11 protein-coding genes and 1 pseudogene are annotated in these 15167 nt (G+C 65.9%); 6 read left to right on the top strand and 6 right to left on the bottom strand.

Annotation, left to right across the window (positions count from 1 at the left end):
- Positions 1-26: 26 nt before the first annotated feature.
- Positions 27-2888, bottom strand: coding sequence for a TonB-dependent receptor (locus QZ814_RS18660; RefSeq protein WP_294335059.1), 2862 nt, complete (start codon positions 2886-2888; stop codon positions 27-29).
- Between the two features lie 277 nt (positions 2889-3165).
- Here QZ814_RS18660 and QZ814_RS18655 point away from each other — a divergent pair, with 277 nt between their 5' ends.
- Positions 3166-3852, top strand: coding sequence for a SapC family protein (locus QZ814_RS18655; RefSeq protein ID WP_294335058.1), 687 nt, complete (start codon positions 3166-3168; stop codon positions 3850-3852).
- Complete coding sequence (locus tag QZ814_RS18650; RefSeq protein ID WP_294335057.1) at positions 3849-4862, top strand: cupin-like domain-containing protein; 1014 nt, start codon at positions 3849-3851, stop codon at positions 4860-4862. Before QZ814_RS18655 ends, QZ814_RS18650 begins: the two co-directional genes overlap by 4 nt.
- A 3-nt stretch (positions 4863-4865) precedes the next feature.
- On the opposite strand, the gene QZ814_RS18645 is transcribed toward QZ814_RS18650, so the two are convergent.
- A complete protein-coding gene (locus QZ814_RS18645; protein ID WP_294335056.1) occupies positions 4866-6128 on the bottom strand; it encodes an MFS transporter in 1263 nt (420 codons plus the stop codon).
- 85 nt (positions 6129-6213) lie between these two features.
- Positions 6214-7524: an MFS transporter gene (locus tag QZ814_RS18640; RefSeq protein WP_294335055.1), complete on the bottom strand. Its 1311-nt coding sequence runs from the start codon at positions 7522-7524 to the stop codon at positions 6214-6216.
- A gap of 62 nt (positions 7525-7586) precedes the next feature.
- Between QZ814_RS18640 and QZ814_RS18635 the strand changes: the two genes are divergently transcribed.
- From QZ814_RS18635 to QZ814_RS18625, 3 genes are all read left to right on the top strand, one after another.
- Positions 7587-8723 carry an ROK family transcriptional regulator gene (locus tag QZ814_RS18635; RefSeq protein ID WP_294335054.1) on the top strand — a complete coding sequence of 379 codons (1137 nt, stop codon included), beginning with the start codon at positions 7587-7589 and terminating at the stop codon, positions 8721-8723.
- Between the two features lie 83 nt (positions 8724-8806).
- A complete protein-coding gene (locus tag QZ814_RS18630) occupies positions 8807-11308 on the top strand; it encodes a TonB-dependent receptor (protein ID WP_294335053.1) in 2502 nt (833 codons plus the stop codon).
- 86 nt (positions 11309-11394) lie between these two features.
- The gene (locus tag QZ814_RS18625; protein ID WP_294335052.1) at positions 11395-12363 is read left to right on the top strand and encodes a glycerophosphodiester phosphodiesterase family protein; all 969 of its coding nucleotides are present in this window, start codon (positions 11395-11397) and stop codon (positions 12361-12363) included.
- 398 nt (positions 12364-12761) lie between these two features.
- Here the strand turns inward: QZ814_RS18625 and QZ814_RS18620 are convergent, their stop codons facing one another.
- Positions 12762-13106 carry a MerR family transcriptional regulator gene (locus QZ814_RS18620; protein ID WP_294335051.1) on the bottom strand — a complete coding sequence of 115 codons (345 nt, stop codon included), beginning with the start codon at positions 13104-13106 and terminating at the stop codon, positions 12762-12764.
- 78 nt (positions 13107-13184) lie between these two features.
- Here QZ814_RS18620 and QZ814_RS18615 point away from each other — a divergent pair, with 78 nt between their 5' ends.
- On the top strand, positions 13185-13982 hold the full coding sequence (locus QZ814_RS18615) for an aminotransferase class IV family protein (protein WP_294335050.1): 798 nt from the start codon (positions 13185-13187) through the stop codon (positions 13980-13982).
- A 234-nt stretch (positions 13983-14216) separates the two neighbouring features.
- On the opposite strand, the gene QZ814_RS18610 is transcribed toward QZ814_RS18615, so the two are convergent.
- Entirely contained in the window at positions 14217-14537 is a 321-nt protein-coding gene (locus tag QZ814_RS18610) for a GIY-YIG nuclease family protein (protein ID WP_294335049.1), read from the bottom strand.
- Positions 14440-15000: pseudogene (locus QZ814_RS18605) on the bottom strand (plasmid partitioning protein RepB C-terminal domain-containing protein); the annotation flags it as partial. The pseudogene QZ814_RS18605 and the gene QZ814_RS18610, both read right to left, overlap by 98 nt.
- Positions 15001-15167: the final 167 nt, after the last annotated feature.

The following is a 15167-nucleotide window of genomic DNA, read 5'->3' as shown; positions in this document are numbered from 1 at the left end:
CCCCGGGTCAGCCGATCGTCACGGTATCAGAAGCGATACCGCACGCCCGCCGTGTAGCGGCGGCCGTAATCGAACACGTCGAGCAGCTGGTTGCTGTAGCGACCATGGGTGCTCTGCTGGTTGTTGTTGAGGTTCAGCGCTTCGGCGAAGACGCTGAAATTCTTCGAGATATCATAGCTGGTCGTCAGATCGACCTGGAAGCTCTGATTGACGAAGGTCGGCTCCGAACCGAACGACCCGGTATTCTGGTTCTGGCCGAACTGGAGCAGATACTTGTCGCGCCAGTTGAGCGCGGCGCGGATCTGGAAGCCGTTCCTGTCGTAGAAGCCGACGAAGTTCGCCGAATTGGCAAGCCCGGTCACCGCGAAGCCGGTCTGCGACAGGTTCTTGTCGTTATAGGGCCGGTTGGTGTCGACCAGCGTGGCGTTGGCCTGGAAGCCGAAGCCCGAATTGCCGAACACGTGCTGCAGGGCAAGTTCGACGCCCCGCACGGTCGCATCCGGACCATTGACCTGCTGCGATACGGCGAAGCTCGCCGCCTGGCCGGTGGTCGGGTCGACCACGCCGTTGATCGCCTGCCGCGTCACGCCGCCGACGATGAAGTTCGACACGTTCTTCAGGAAGAAGCCGACCGACAGGTAGGAGTTGCGCTGGTAATACCATTCCGCCCCGACGTCGAAATTGTCGGCGAGGTACGGCTTGAGGTTCGGGTTGCCGCCGCTGGCAGTGAGCGCGCCGACCCGCTGGCCGCTGCCGACGTTGAGCACCGGGTTCAGCAGGTTCAGCGTCGGGCGGGTGAGGGTGCGCGACGCATCGAAGCGGAGGACGAGGTTCTTGGTCAGCTCCAGCTTCGCATCGAAGCTGGGCAGCAGGAACGAGTAGGAGCTGTTCTGGGTGACGGCCTGGATGTTGGTGTAGCCGGCCACGGTGAGCAGCGTCGGATCGGCCGTGCTGGTCACGATCTGGGTCGGCAGGCGGCCCTGGCCGGTGGCGGTCAGGTTGGTGGTCTCGTTGCGCACGCCGGCGTTGAGCGTGAACGGCATGCCCGCCACGTCGGCCTTGAAGCTGGCGCTGAAGAACAGCGACCAGGTGCGCTCCCGCACCCGCAGCACGCTGCCGGGGTCCACTGCCTCGTCGAACGTGCCGGTGAAGCCGTTCACGCTGCCATAGTTGAAGCCGGGAATCGTCTTGGTCTGCGGATTGCCGAGGCCGGTGAGATAATTCTGGTAGGCGACCGGGCTGAAGATGAACACCGACGGCGGGAGCGCCCCGCTGAAGCCCGGGATGAAGTTGTTGAGGCTGATCGAGCCATTGTACAGGCTGGCCGGCAGCGGGGCGATGCCCGAGGTGCGACCCGACGGCGCACCATAGCCGGCATAGGCCTGCCAGAAATTGTTGGTGAAGGTGCTCTGGTTGCGGAAGTTGAACGTGTCCTGATAGGCTTGGCCGCCGACCTTCAGCGTCAGATTGTCCTGCTTCCACGTCGCCTGCGCGCGGAACTGCGCGAGGTCGTCGGTATTGTGCTGCGTCTGGTTGACCGTGACGTGCGAGCCGATCAGCGCGGTGTTCGCCCAGCCTGCGGCATTGCCCGCCGGACCGTAATTGCTGATCGTCGGGAAGCTGTTCTTGCTGTCGCCGGTAACGTTGAAGCGCAGCGTGTTGCCCAGATTGCCGCCATAGCCGATGTCGCCATTCTGGCTGCCGATCACATCGCCGGGATTGAGCCAACTCTTGGCATAGGCGCCGTCCGCTTCCAGCGTCAGATTGTCGGAGGCAGTGTATTTGAGGTTCAGGCCGGTCTGGTTGGTCTGCAGGATCTGCTTGTTGAGCGCGGCGGTGAAGTCGGTCGGCGTCCCCGCCTGGGTGAAGTCGACCGCGGTGCCGTTCTTGTCCAGCGTCACGTTGCGCAGGTCGCCCTGGTTGAACCAGACGCCGAACGCGTAATTGTTCTGGGTGATGTTCTGGCGCGAGAAATTGTTGTCCAGCGTCACCATCAGCTCTTCCGAGGGATGGTATTGCAGCGAGATGCGGGCATCGACGCGCTCGTCGCGGACGCGCTGCTGCTCGGCGCCATATTGCTGCGGGAACCAGCCCGGCAGCGTCTTGTTGGCGAGCTGCTGGGTGGTGCAGGCGGCGGTCAGCTGGCACGGCGCGAAATTGCCGCCCGGCCAGCCGGACACATAGACGCGGTTCGTGTCGGTATCGCGCTTGGTGTAGATCACGTCGGCCAGTACGCCCAGCGTGTCGCCGGCGAAGGTATCGCTGATCAGCAGGCCGCCGGTGGGCGTGATCTTGCCCGAACGATCCTGGATCGAGCCCGACGCGGTCGCCGCCATGCGGAAGCCGGGATGATCGAACGCGTTGGGGAACTTGATGTCGACGGTAGCGCCGATCGAGCTCGACGCGACCGACACGTCGGGCGTCTTCAAGACCGACAATTGTCCGATAAAGTCGACGCCGACGGTGCTGAAGTCGATCTGTCGCCCGCCGGTCGCGGTGGAGATGCGGCGGCCGTCATACAGCGTCGTGTTGAAGTCGCCGCCGAAGCCGCGGACGGTGATCCCGGTCGGTTCGCCGCGCGATCCGGAGCGCTGGATCGACACGCCGGGCAGGCGCTGGAGCGACGCGGCGACGTTCGAATCGGGGAACTTGCCGATGTCTTCGGCGGAGATCACGTCGACCACGCCGGACGATTCGCGCTTGATGTCGAGGTTGCGCTGCAACGAACCGCGCAGACCCGTCACGATGATTTCGGCGGCATTCCCGTTGTCTGTCTGCGAATCCTGCGACGTGCTCGTGGTCGGCGCCTGGGCCTGGGCATAGCTTGGAGCGGCCGCCACCAGCGCCAGCAAGCTGCTTGCGCCCGCCAGATATGGTAGCGCTAACATTTGGTGACGGCAGACGTGCTTGGAAACCGTAAAGGCCATCTCAGTATCCCCTCTCTAAGTCGCGCCCCTTCTGCGGTGAGGGATCACGACGGGTGAACTCGCCATCGGCTTCCTGGGAGCAACGTCCCCCAGCCGCCGACAAGTTAGCGGTAACAATATCAAACCCGCAGCCGGATGCAAGTTTATAAGTCGGAGCAAATATCACCCTTGGCCGCACGGATCGGGCGGTGCATCACAGGGTCGGAAACGAGCGCAGCATGCGATGGAGGGGAAAACGGTGGATCATTGGGAGAGCTTGAGCGTCGAGCAGCACGGGGAGCTCCGCGTATCGCAGGCGCCCGATGCCCGCCGTCATTTCGCGCAGATCGTTGGCGCCGAGTTCGTTGCCGCGGCGCAGGAATTCCCGATCTTCTTCACCAAGCACCCGGAGACCGGATCCTTCTATGCCGGGGTGGTCCTGGGCCTGAAGCCGAACGAGAATCTGAGCGGGGAGCATGGCCGCCTGACCGGCTATCGCCCGGCGGATCTGGAGCGCCAGGGCTTCTACCTTCTCGAGGACGGCATCGTCCTCGACCGCGGGCATGCGGTGTTCGCAGGGCCCGACGGAGACCGCCTGTTCGACGCGGACGGCACGCCGAGTGCGACGCTGCGGCGGATCCAGCATGCCCTCGGCACGCTGCAAGCCGGCCTCCCTGCCACCGACGCCGCGATCCGGCGCCTGCTGGACCACAAGCTGCTGGAGCCGATCGACATCCATCTGAACTTCGATGACGGCAGCTATATCCAGCTGGACGGGCTCTACACGGTGAGCCTCGATCGGCTGCACGCGTTGCCCGACGCTGCCGTGCTGGACCTGTTCCGGCAGGGCGACCTGCAGCTTGCCTACGCCCAGTCCGGCTCGATCGGCCATGTCCGACGGCTGGCGCGTCGGTACAATGATCGCCTGGCAGGTCCGGTCGCGTGAACCCGATTCCGGCGGACATCGCGGCATCTGCGCTGCTCGATCCCGCCGTGTTCCGCGACGTGGTGATGCAGCGTTGCGCGCCCGTGGTCCTGCGCGGGGCGGCGCGCGATTGGCCGATCGTTAGCTGTGGCGACGCCCAAGCGGCGGCGGCGCAGATCCTCGCCTTCGATGCGGGCAAGAGCGCCGATCTCTTCGTCGGCCCGCCGGACATGGCCGGGCGCTATCGCCACGACGAGAACGATGTCCGCGCATTCAACTTCGCGCGTCACACCCTGCCGTTCGCACAGGCGCTGCGGCGCATCCTCGAAACCGCCGATTTGCCCGGGCGCGACACGCTCTACATGGGGTCGCTCACCGCCGAGACCTATCTCCCCGGCATCGAGGCGCTGACCGCGCTGCCCTTCGTCCCGGCTTCGGTACGGCCGCGTTTCTGGTTCGGGCATGAATCGTCGGTCGCGTGCCACTACGACACGATGGACAATGTCGCCTGCGTGGTGGCGGGCAAGCGGCAGTTCACCCTGTACCCGCCCGACGCGATCGACGATCTTTATGTGGGGCCGATCGATATCACCATGGCGGGCCAGCCGGTCAGCCTCGCGGCGTCCAGCGCGGCGCCGGAGGGCCGCTATCCGCGCTTCGAACGTGCCAGGCACCGCGCGCTGGTCGCAGAACTGGAGCCGGGCGACGCGCTCTATATCCCCAAGCTCTGGTGGCACCAGGTGGACGCCACCAGCAGCGTGAACATGCTGGTCAACTTCTGGTGGGACGGCTTCGCCGCCGGCCCCGACCAGCCCCATACGACGATGCTGCTGGCCATGATCGCGATCGCCGAGCGTCCCGCCGCCGAGCGCGCCGCGTGGCGGGCGTGGTTCGACCATTATGTGTTTCGCCCGGAGGGCCACCCGCTGGCCTTCCTTCCGCCAGCACAGCACGGGGTGCTCGGGCCGCTGCGCGACGGCAATTATGGCCGCATCCGCGCCATGGTGATGCGGTTGTTGCGGCTGGCGTGAGCGTCAGGCCTCCCGCCCGGGTCGCATCCCGGCACAGGCGGGGCGCAGGATCGCGGCGAAGCCGATCCATAGTGCCAGGCTGATCAGCGCGAAGCTGCCGAGGATGTAGAAGGCGGGCCGGTAGCCGATCGACTGCGCCAGCCAGCCGCCGATCGCGGGGCTGAGCGAGGCGCCGATCCCCTGCACCGCAATTACCGCACCTTGCCCCACATTCACCCGGCCGGTGCCGCTCAGCATGCAGGCGACCAGTCCGGGCACCGCCACGCTCTGGAGCCCGGCGCCGATCCCGTCCAGCGCCTGCACGGGCCATACCCCCCAATGCTCGATGAAGCTGCCCGCGAGCAGCCCCCGCAGCGGCAGCGAGGCGAACGAGATCAGCAGCACCAGCCAATAGCCCTTGCCGGCCGCCATGCGCATCGCGAGCAGTGCGGTGAGGATCATCACCGCCTGTGCCACCACCACCGTCGTCGCGGTGAACAGCGCCGCATCGCCCTTGCCCGCGCCGACCACCGCGAGCCCGTAGAGCGGGAGCATCGCGCCGTTGCCGAGGTGGAAGCAGGCCAGCGCGGCGGCGAGGATCAGCAGCGGCTTGGTATGCAGCAGCGCGGCGAAGCCCTCCGCCTGGCTGCCATGATCTTCGTCCTCCTCCGATTCGAGCCCGCGCGCGGCGGCATGATCGATGGCGCGCTCGGGGATCATTAGCACCGAAAGGATCGCCAGCGCGCCGAACACGGCGGCGAGATAGAAGATCGCCGGCATGCCGAACTTCCAGCCGAGCCAGCCGGAAAGCCCTGCGCCGATCATGTTGCCGGCGTGGTTCCAGGCCTGGTTGCGGCCGTTCTGCGCGTTGAATCCGGCCTGCCGCACCACGCCCAGCGTCATCCCGGTCACCGCCGGACCGATCGCTGCCCCGGCGATCGCGGTGGCGACCTGGCTCATCGTCACCACCCACCCGGCCTGCGACCACAAAATCAGAAACGAGGCGAGCACGGTGCAGATGCCGGTGACGATCACCACCAGCCGCTTCTTCTCGGTATGATCGATGAAGGCCCCGGCCGGCACCGTCATCACCATGCCCGCGACCCCGCCGACGGTCATCACGGTGCCGATCGGGCCGGCGGTCCAGCCACGCTGCTGGAGGAACACGCCCAGAAACGGGCCGATCCCGGCCTGCATGTCCGCCATGAAGAAGTTCAGCGCCTGGAGCCACCGGGTGGCGCGCGTGCGCTCGCTGCCGTCTGCTGCGGCGGTGGAACGTGTTGCCATTGCCGTTGCCATCCGCTGCCTTTCCGAGATCGTGCGGGGCTAACTGCGCAAAGGTTTGAAATATCCTCGGCTGGTCTGATTTGGGTTAGCGTGGCGGCGCAGGTACCGAGAAACTGGCGGCGGTGCAGTGTAGCAAAGCGAGGATCGCGATGCAGCCGACCATGGGCAGGGCGATCGCGCCGGTAGCGACATTCGACCAGGCGCTGGAGCCACCCACCAAGGCGGCAATGATCGAACTCCCCACGCCGGACGCGCATTTCAGCACGGCCAGGAACAGGCCGACCGGCAAGGCCTCCAGCCGCATCGAGCTGGAAGACTGGGATTGAACGCTGAGCGCGAGCAGCGCCCAGATCGCCATGTTCATGCCGGCCTGCGCGGTGCCGAGCAGCGCGAGGGGAAACATGGTCCATCTGCCATCGTGCAGAAAGGCCAGCAGCATCATGCTCGCCATCGCGGTCATCGCCAGCACATGCGCGACGGCGAGCAGGCGTGGCGGGCCGAGGCGGCGTGACGCACCCATCCAGAGCGGCAGCGACAAGGATTGGGCGAGCGTGATCATGGCCAGCGCATAGCCGGCCCATGCCGGGTCCCCCCGCACCGCCGTGCCGAAAAAGGGCAGCGCTCGGTTGAACGCGGGCAGCAGGCCGGCCTGCACGGCGATCAGGCCCAGCAGCAGCGCGTATCCCGGCTGGCGCCACAGCGATCGCAACAATGGGCGACGCGTCTCTCCGAGAGCGGCGTTGGCGGACACGGGGACCGGCGCGGGCAGGCGGCGCGTCGCGCCCACTGCGATCAGTAGCGTGACGAGGTACAGGGCGCTGGCGATCGCGGCGCAGACACCGAAGGCCTCGCGCTGGGCAGTGGCATCGCGCATGCCGAGCAACCGCGCGGCCGCGAGGCCCACCAGCGCGCCGCCGATCGAGCTGAAGATCAGCCGGAATCCGGAGACCAGCGATGCTGCGCGCGGCCCCGTGGCGACGCGCACGAGCAGCGTGTTGTGGCCGATGTCGCACAAGGTGTAGCCCAGCCGGCACAGCAGGATCGCGGCGACGATGGCGGGCCAGGCATGGCCTGTGAACGGCGCGAAGGTGAGCCAGAAGCCGATCGCCCCCAGCGGCGCGCCCACCACCACCAGCCAGGCAAGCGCATTGGCCCTGCCGTGGCGATCGGTTCCATAGGCGACCGCGAAGTCGGCAAGCCCGTCCCAGATCATCGCGGCGGCGAGGACGCCGCCGGCGAGCCAGGCGGAAAACCCTGCGATGGTCACCAAGTAGAACAGCAGGAAGCTTTCGAAGCTGGCCCACAGGATGCTCTTGCCGAGATTGCCGCTGGCATAGCCGATCTGCATGGTCAGCGGCGTCGCGGCGGGGACAGCGGAACCAAGTGCTAGGGCCATCGGACCGGGATGCCCGACGAGGCTTTCGTTTTTTTGACATGATGGAAATATATCGGTTGCGCATGCCTGCCGTGCCCCGCCCGCAGCTGTTGCTGACCGAGTTGCAGAAGCGCGTGCTGCTGCATCTGCGCATCGCGGGCGCGCTGCCGCGCATCGACCTTGCGGTCGCGCTCGATACCAACAGCGCGACGATCACCCGGGTGACGCAGCAACTTGTCGCGCTGGACCTGATCGCCGAACTGCAGGCGCAGGACCATGGAACGCGCGGGCGGCCGACGGTCCCGCTGACGATCGCCGGTCGCGGTGGCTGGTCGGTCGGCGCGACGGTCCAGCCTGGGTGGCTGGAACTGGTGCTGGTGGATTTCCGCGGGCAACCCCTGCTGCACGACACGCTGCCCTTCGATGACCCTGATCCGCGCGTGTTCGCCCGCACGCTGGATTCGCGGCTGCGCGCGCTGGTTTCGCAGCATGGCTTCCTCCGCGGGCGGTTCCTCGGGCTCGGCGTCGCGGTGCCAGGCTATGCGCTGGACGGCGACCTGAATCGCCGCGCGGTGGTGCAGCGGCTTTCGGGGTGGAGCGGCATTCCGCTCGCCGAGACGTTCGGCGACGTGCTGGACATGCCGGTCTGGATCGAGAACGACGCGACGGCCGCCGCCCTCGCCGAATATTATCAGCCCGGCATCATCGATCGCTATCGTTCGATCCTGGTACTGTTCCTCGGCCACGGCATCGGCGGCGGGCTGGTCGCCGCCCGCGATCTGTTTCGCGGCGACCATGGCAATGCCGGCGAGATCGGCAAGCTCTTCCCAGGTCATGCCCTTCGCCCGTCCGGGATCGATCTGATCGACACGTTTCGCCTGGCCGGCGTCGCCATCGAGTCGCTTTCCGACGTGGAGGCGCTGCTCGTGCCGCACGCCGCGCTGATCGCCGACTGGATCGAGCGAGTTGCCGTCCAGCTCGAGCAGGCCGTGATCGGCGGCGCGATCTGGCTGGATCCGGGCGCCGTCCTCATTTCCGGCGCCCTGCCGGCCAGCATCCTGGAAAGGCTAGCCGCGCGCATCGCCGAGCTGAGCGCGCCGCGGCACCGCGGCTATCAGGCGCCGGTGCCCGCGATCCTGTCCTCCACGCTCGGCAGCCGCGCGGTGGTGATCGGCGCCGCCATGGCTCCCATCCACGCGATTACTGCCTCGACCCGCTGATTCGATTTAATTTCATGTAAGCAAATAAAAGAGTCACGAAGCAGCGCCACGCGCCCCGCATCAGGCAAGAACGGGGAAATCAGATGACCAAGCGAATTTTGCTGGCAGGTGCCGCGGTACCGGCGCTTTGGATGGCGGCGATACCCGCGCAGGCACAGACCCAGCCCGCCCCATCGGGTGCGGCCGATGCCTCGGTGGAAGCACCGCAGGACATCGTCGTCACCGGATCGGCGCGCGCCCAGCGCCGCTTCGACGTTTCCTATGCGGTCAACACGCTGTCGCAGGACGATGTGCGCAAGCTGGCGCCGAAGAGCATGACCGAGCTGGTCGGGGCGCTGCCCGGCATCCATGTCGAGCAGACCGGCGGCGAGGTGCAGAACATCACCCGTGTGCGCGGCATCCCCACCGATCGCGGCTATCTCTACTACCAGCAGGACGGGTTGCCGCTGTTCCATGAACTGGACGGCTTCTTCTTCAACCAGGGCGACGGCATGAACCGCTTCGACCTGATGACCGATCGCGTCGAAGTGGTGCGCGGCGGCCCGGCGCCGATCTATGCCTCGGGCGCAGCGGCGATCGTCAACGTCATTACGGTGAGCGGCGAGCAGACCCCGCATGGCGAGGCGCAGGTGACGCTGGGGACCACCGGGCTGTACCGGCTGGAGGGCTATCAGTCAGGTCCGCTCGGCAAGCGCACCACCTTCGCGGTCGGCGGCTTCTATCGCTATAACGACGGCTATCGCGACAATGGCTTCCCGTCGGACAAGGGCGGCCAGCTCCGCGCCAACATCCTGCGCACGCTGGACAACGGCACGCTGAAGATCTCCGGCCAGTATACCAACGACCACAACCTCTTCTATCTGTCGATCCCGACCGCCGATCCGCGCAACACGTCGGTCAGTCTCAACAACTATATCGACTATTTCACCGGCACGCTGAACACGCCGGCGCTGCGGGCGGCGACGATCAAGTATCGCGACGGAGCTGGCGCGATTCAGAGCCGCACCGGCGACCTTTCGAACGGCCGCCACATGCGCTTCGGCAATGTCGCGCTCGATTATGAAGGCGATTTCGACGCGTGGCACGTCTCCGCCAAGGCCGGCTACACCAATGGCCGCAACGATTTCGACGCGCTCTATTCCACTTCGAACCCGGCGGACGGCACGGCCTTCGCCAGCAGCTATCTGAGCAAGGCGCAGGCGGCCTTCGGCGCCGGCGTGACCCGCATGGGCTATGCCCTGGCCGGCACCGGCGGCGCGACCGCCTATGATCCCGCCACCGCCTCGGGGCTGGTGGTGCAGGCGCAATATCGTTCGATCAGCGCCGACTTCTATTCGGGGCAGGGCGATCTCAGCGTCACGCGCAAGTTCGAGACGGGGCTGGGCACCCACGACGTCCGCGTCGGCAGCTACGCCGCGCTGTGGGGCGTCAATTCCTTTGCGGTCTACCAGAATTACCTGATGGAAGTGCGGTCGCAGCCGCGCCTGCTCGATCTCGTCGCCTATGGCACGGACGGATCGGTGAAGGGGTATGTCACCGATCGCGGGTCGCTGAACGATGCCGCCTCGCTCAACGCGGGCGGGTTTGATGCCAAGGTGATCGCGCTCTACGGTGCCGATACCTGGGACGTGACGAACCGCCTGCGCATCGATGCCGGCATTCGCCACGAATGGTATCGCTATGACGGCTTCGGCCAACTGACCACCGCGGCCAATCTCGGCGACCCGACCACGCTGGCCGACGATGCCACCCGCGCCTTCACCGGCGCGGTGGGCACGAACAAGCTCAACTTCCAGGCGACCAACTGGACGCTCGGCGCCAATTACGACTTCAGCCGCCATCTGGGCATCTATGCCCGCGCCTCGCGGCTGGAGATCCCGGCGACCGCTTCGGTGACCACGACCTACCCGACGCCGTCGCTCGCGCCCACCAAGGCGCGGCTGTACGAAGCCGGCATCAAGGCGGCGTTCGGCCGATCCTATCTCTACGTCACCGGCTTTTACACCAAGTTCGATCCGCTCAACGCCAGCTTCACCGCCTTCAACCCGCAGACCGGGCGGAGCGACCAGACGGTCAACTTCGTCGGCACTGCGCAGAACAAGGGGGTCGAGGCTGACGGCCAGATCCAGCTGGGCGGGCCCTTCTCGCTGGCGGGCTCGGTCACCGTGCAGGACCCGAAATATCTCAACTTCAGCAGCAATACCGGCGCCGACGGCAGCAAGGCCAATGGCAAGCAGATCCTGCGCGAGCCGAAGCTGTTCCTCAACGTCCGGCCGACGCTGGACTTCCATCTCGGCGCGGACCGGCTGAGCGTCTATGGTCGCTACGACTATATCACCCGCCGCTATGTCGACTTCTTCAACAACACGGCGCTGCCCGCCTATGGCTATTTTGGCCTGGGCGCGATGCTCGAGCATGGCGACTGGCGCTTCCAGCTGGCCGGCGACAACCTGACCAACGCGCACGGCCTGACCGAAGGCAATACCGCCGGTGACCGCCTGGCCGGGCAGGGGACGCCCACCGCGATCTTCGGCCGCCCGCTGTTCGGCCGCAACGTGCGGCTGATCGTCAGCAAGAAATGGTGAGGCGGGGACGTTCCTCCCGCTGAATCGCGCCTTGGGGAAGCCCGTGTCGGGCTTCCCCGCCTGTTTGTCTTGCCACGGATTTGTGCATGAAACCCCTGCGCTCCCTGATGCTCGCAGCGCTCGCCGCCACCGCGCTGCCCCTCCCCGCCCGGGCGGGGGACACCACCGACATGATGCGTCGCCTGCGCGACCCGAGGGGCGGGCTGATCATCGTCGCCCATCGCGGCTGCCATCGCGCCGCCCCCTATAGCGGCCTCGGCCTCACGCCGGAGAACTCGTTCGCCGCGCTCGACCAGTGCGTCGCGCTCGGGGTGGAAGTGATGGAGACCGACGTCCGCCGCACCCGCGACGGCTATCTGGTGATGGTGCATGACGAGACCGTCGATCGCACCACCGACGGCCATGGTAAGGTGAGCGACCTCACCCTCGCCCAGATCAAGACGCTCCACCTGCGCCAGGACATGGGTGGCGCCGCGCAGCCGATCACCGGCCAGACGGTCCCGACGCTGGCCGAGATATTGGCCTATGCCAAGGGCCGCATCCTGCTCAACCTCGACGTCAAGGACGCAATCTACGGCGAAGTGGTGGCGGAGGTCGAGCGGGCAGGCCTGCAGGACGGCGTGATCGTCAAGACCTTTGCCGGCACGGGATCGCTGCCGCTGGCGTCGGTCGCTCCCTATGACCGGGTACCCTTCGCGGTCATCCCGGTCAGCGGCGACGGCAGCGGGTCCGATGTGCCGGCGATCGTCGACGCACAGATGGCGGCCAGCCGCCGCCCGATCGCGATCGAGCTGCCCTATCTGGCCGAGCCGCGCCTTGCGCCCATCGCATTGCGCACGCGCGCGCTGGGCGTGCGGCTGTGGGTCAACACGCTGTTCGACGGCTTCGTGCTGGGCGGCTTCAGCGATGTTGATGCGCTACGCGACCCGGACGCGGTGTGGGGGCGGCTTTGCGCCGCCGGCGTCTCCATCATCCAGACGGACGAGCCGGCAGCGCTTGTCCGCTACCGCACGCCCTGGGATGGGCCTTGCAAGGCCAACGGGAGAGCCCGGTAAGGGTGCTACATCACGCGTTGACGATTCTCCCACAGGTTCGTTGCGCACGGATCGAGCCGGGCGGCGACACTTGGCTGCTTCCCGGAGATTCGTGTCCTCGCCGAGGCGGGTGGACGGCGAAGCGAGCGTTTCAAGGCGGTGGGGACTGGCGTACCCGAGGTGAAAGCGTTGGGCACTCAGATCATTGGGAAATAGTGGTCAGGAGGGCTGCCCAACGGCGGATAAGCATAGGCGCGACCGATTAGTGAGCGCCAATGGCGGTAGGTTTGACTTGGCTTGGGACGAAGCAGTCATTTGAAAAGAGTTCGCCGAATGACGTGTTTTGCCGAGAGCTACTTTTCGCAAGCGTCCCGAAAAGGATGGCAAATCCGGAATATCGCGCGAGACGAGCTTGGGCGCTAAAGCTGCGACAAAATGCTCTCCAGCCTGTTTCGGCTCTCCTTGAGTGATGCCATCCGCTGATCGACGGCCGCCAGTTGGTCCAGGAGGATGCCGCGAAGTTCGTCACAAGGCTCGAACGCGCCGCGTGCATGGAGCGTGCAGGGAAGAAAGTGGCGAATGACCGGCAGGGTCATGCCCGCCTGCCCGAGCAGCCGGATGGTCTCGACCGTCCCGACAGCATCGGCGGGGTAGTCGCGATAGCCCGCTGAGGTTCGCTCAGGCGAAAGCAATTCCTCTGCTTCATAATAGCGCAGCATCCGCACGCTCACGCCCGTGCGTCGCGCCAGTTCACCGATCCGCATCGCCTCTTGACCCTTACAGCGCTGTCAGGGTCTATATGCCGCGCTTCCGCCATAGGACCAAGCCCGGGAGCATTTTCAATGACCGATCTCACCCTCGTTGATGGGGCATCCGCGACGCCAGCGAATCTCGCGCCGCTTGCCTTCGCCGGCTTTGCCCACTTCACTGCCATGCAGGTCCGTAACGGCCGGGTTCGTGGTCTTGACTTGCATCTGGGGCGGCTGCGCCGGGCGTCCCTTGAACTGTTCGGCCGTGCGACGCCGGACGAACAGGTGGTCGCCGAAATCTCGAGCATCGTCGATCGCGCACCGAACGCCTCGCTCACCATCACGATGTTTCTGCGTTCCGGTGAATTTGTGCGGGCCGACGATAGTCCTCCCGCTGTGCTGATCCGCACCATGCCGGCGACCGACGGCCCCGTCGGCCCGTTACGCCTCGACATGGTTCGTCATGATCGCTGGCGCCCGGACATCAAGCACGTCGGCGAAGCGGCCAAGACGTACTTTCTTCATCGGGCGATCGCGCGCGGCTTTGACGATGCCGCATTCGTGGACAGTCAGGGGCGACTGGCGGAAGCGACGATCTGGAACCTGGCGTTCTGGGATGGCGCGTCGATCGTGTGGCCGAAGGCTGCCGTTCTGCGGGGGGTCACGATGGCCATTCTGCAACGGCAACTCGCAGCGGCCGGTGTACCGCAACGCGAAGCATCCGTGCGGGCGGACGCGGTGGCTGGTCTGGAAGGAGCGGTCGTCGTGAACTCCTGGACGCCAGGGTTGGCGGTTTCCAGCATCGGCGATCATCAATTCGACCGCTCCGATGCGCTCGCGGAGATTCTGCACGATGCCTATGCTCGCGAGCCGTGGAAGTCGCCTGTCTAGTCCAGATGGGCGATCAATTGCTTTGCAACGTCCGGGTCGGCGACTGTCCCGCAATTTGTCCCGCCCGGTTGGCGGCTTCCGTCAAATCCGGACGTTCGGCCTACCACGGATAAACGGCGTAAGCTGGTCGTAATCCGCCACCTCGACAGCGGGCGGCAGACGGTCGATACGCTCCATCGTTGACGCCGCCCTTCCGACCGTAGCCATGCTCCACGTGGCAGTGGTTCCGGCACGCTACGATCCGATCGGCACTAGCGCAGCCGATCGGACATCGGAGGTCATTCCCGCCAGCGTGCCATCGGCGATGCGTGCAACGATTTCGTCGACTACGGGAAGCGGTACCAAGAACCATTCGCGCGGCCGGACTGGCTTGCCGAACCGATCCGGGATTTCGACGTCGAACCGAACAGCTTCGAGGACGCGGTGGATCAGTGCCTCCATCGATGCCGTATCGATCTTCGACAGACTTGACCTGCATCTGAAGGCCAATAAGCTCTCGCTCCATTCGCGCCATCTGCTCGCTGGAAACGGACGCGGGCCGGTTTGCGGGAACACGCACCAACTGATCGTCCGGCGTGGCCGCGAGCATTGCCTTGGCGCACACGACCGTGAAGTTCTGCTGCCCGGTCATGAGTTCCGCGGCCTCGATCTGCCGTATCGGGGACATGCACCGGAGGACGTCAAAGACGGCTGTCGGACAGGCCAAGTCTTTCAGGATATCAATAACCTCGGTGCAGATCCCATAGAGCATCTGCGATCGCCGATGGATGGATGCAACCTCGAGTCCAAGCGCTTCCGCGATCTTCGCTTCCGGTACGCCCCGCCCGATTGCGCGTCGGGCCATGCGATGTTCCTGGATCGTCGCCAGACGATTTATTCGCTTGTTGTAGGTGTGCCGGTCATGAACTCGATCAGCGCTTCGGCGCGCGGCTTGACCGCCAGAACCGTACTGCCGATCGAATGGAGCAGAAGCTCGACTGACCGAGGCCCTTGGATTGTTCGTCCGCCACCGGCTCACCCTTACGTTACACCGACCGGCCTTCGATACCGAGACGCAGCGCCTCGGCCGGCTTCGCTACGACGCCTTCGCCGAGCTTGTCGGTCAAGCGATCGTCCGGGGGGGCACCAACAACCGCATCGGAACATCGCCTTCCTCCCGCTAACCCGCACCCGATCGGTGAAGGA

Source organism: uncultured Sphingomonas sp., assembly GCF_913777625.1.
Classification (GTDB): domain Bacteria; phylum Pseudomonadota; class Alphaproteobacteria; order Sphingomonadales; family Sphingomonadaceae; genus Sphingomonas.
This window is presented reverse-complemented; position numbering and strand designations above follow the sequence as displayed.